The organism is Citromicrobium bathyomarinum, assembly GCF_021021475.1.
Classification (GTDB): domain Bacteria; phylum Pseudomonadota; class Alphaproteobacteria; order Sphingomonadales; family Sphingomonadaceae; genus Alteriqipengyuania; species Alteriqipengyuania bathyomarina.
Genome location: NZ_JAINWL010000011.1, coordinates 1 through 1085 on the forward strand (window position 1 = coordinate 1; position 1085 = coordinate 1085).

Annotated in this window: 2 protein-coding genes; both read right to left on the reverse strand. The window is 47.6% G+C overall.

Features of this window, described 5'->3' with window-relative positions; translation table 11 throughout:
• Positions 1-39 precede the first annotated feature (39 nt).
• On the reverse strand, positions 40-732 hold the full coding sequence (locus K7H93_RS15910) for a hypothetical protein (protein WP_230784447.1): 693 nt from the start codon (positions 730-732) through the stop codon (positions 40-42).
• Between the two features lie 37 nt (positions 733-769).
• On the reverse strand, positions 770-1085 hold a 316-nt coding region (locus K7H93_RS15915), incomplete at its 5' end, for a type IV secretory system conjugative DNA transfer family protein (RefSeq protein WP_230784448.1).

Below are 1085 nucleotides of genomic sequence, written 5' to 3' on the forward strand. Positions count from 1 at the left end.
GCTATTTGCCAAAAGTAGAACATAAAAAGTACAGATTGTCTAGATAGCTGTGGTATCTGATTTCTGCAAAGAAAGTGGAAAATCATCTGCATCGAAATACGGATCGGTATCCCATTGCATTTCTTCGGCTAATGTTAATCTGAACACAACAGCTTCCCAATGCTGTAAAAGCCTGCTTGCCGCTGCAAATTCCTCACAAAATATCGGTAAGTCTATCCCAACCCGGTCATAGCTTTTCTGTTTGCCAAAGGCAGTCTGCCTTGAAATTCCAAAACGAAAGAGATCACCCGATGGGTCAATCGCATGATAGGCGGATAGAAGCCTCTCGATCATCGGGAGCCTTGCATCTTCCAATATTTGAAATTCTTGTTCGACCATCCACGTTTTGCAGGCCGACCATATCGCCCATAGGTTGTGAGAAGCGAGAGGTTTCCTGTCTATCGAACCATCTCTTTCAGCGACGGCTTGAAGAAAAGCCTTCAGTCGAAGTTCTAGGGTTTGACGCACGATGTGCGAGACAGGAGCGACCCAATTCCCCATCTCGGATTGGCGGTAAGAGGCGATCAAGGCTTCAGCAGCAATCTCGAAATCTAATGCTAGTTCCGCATAACTGCACTGGCCATTGTGATTTTCAACATAGCTTATGCTTTTAGCTTCATCGCCGTAGGTTTCAGATGGGCCTTGCCAAATCTCGTAGTGGAATTGAGGATCGTCTGAGTCTTTCTTCTTCATTTTTAATTCTCGAATTTTCTTGTTATGTTACCTGAACTCAGAGAATTCTCTGAGAGATTTTTATACTCCGCAATACACCACCATCGTATTGCGGCAGATGCGCGAGCTGCGGTGGCACGGGAGCGGTGATGACATCGTGCCAATTGCTTCCGAAGCGGCCCGGCAGCAGAACACGATCAGCCGGGGGGTGGAATGGGTTTGGCAACCAGAGCCCATTAAGCTCCATCAGGGCATCAAAGTGCCGCTTTTGTGAGAAGAGCGGATGAAGGTTCAGCCCAGAGATGAAGTTAATCTGGCAGTCCTCATCCATCGCCAAAATCTCGTCCGGTGTCATAAGCGGGCGCTGCATCTTG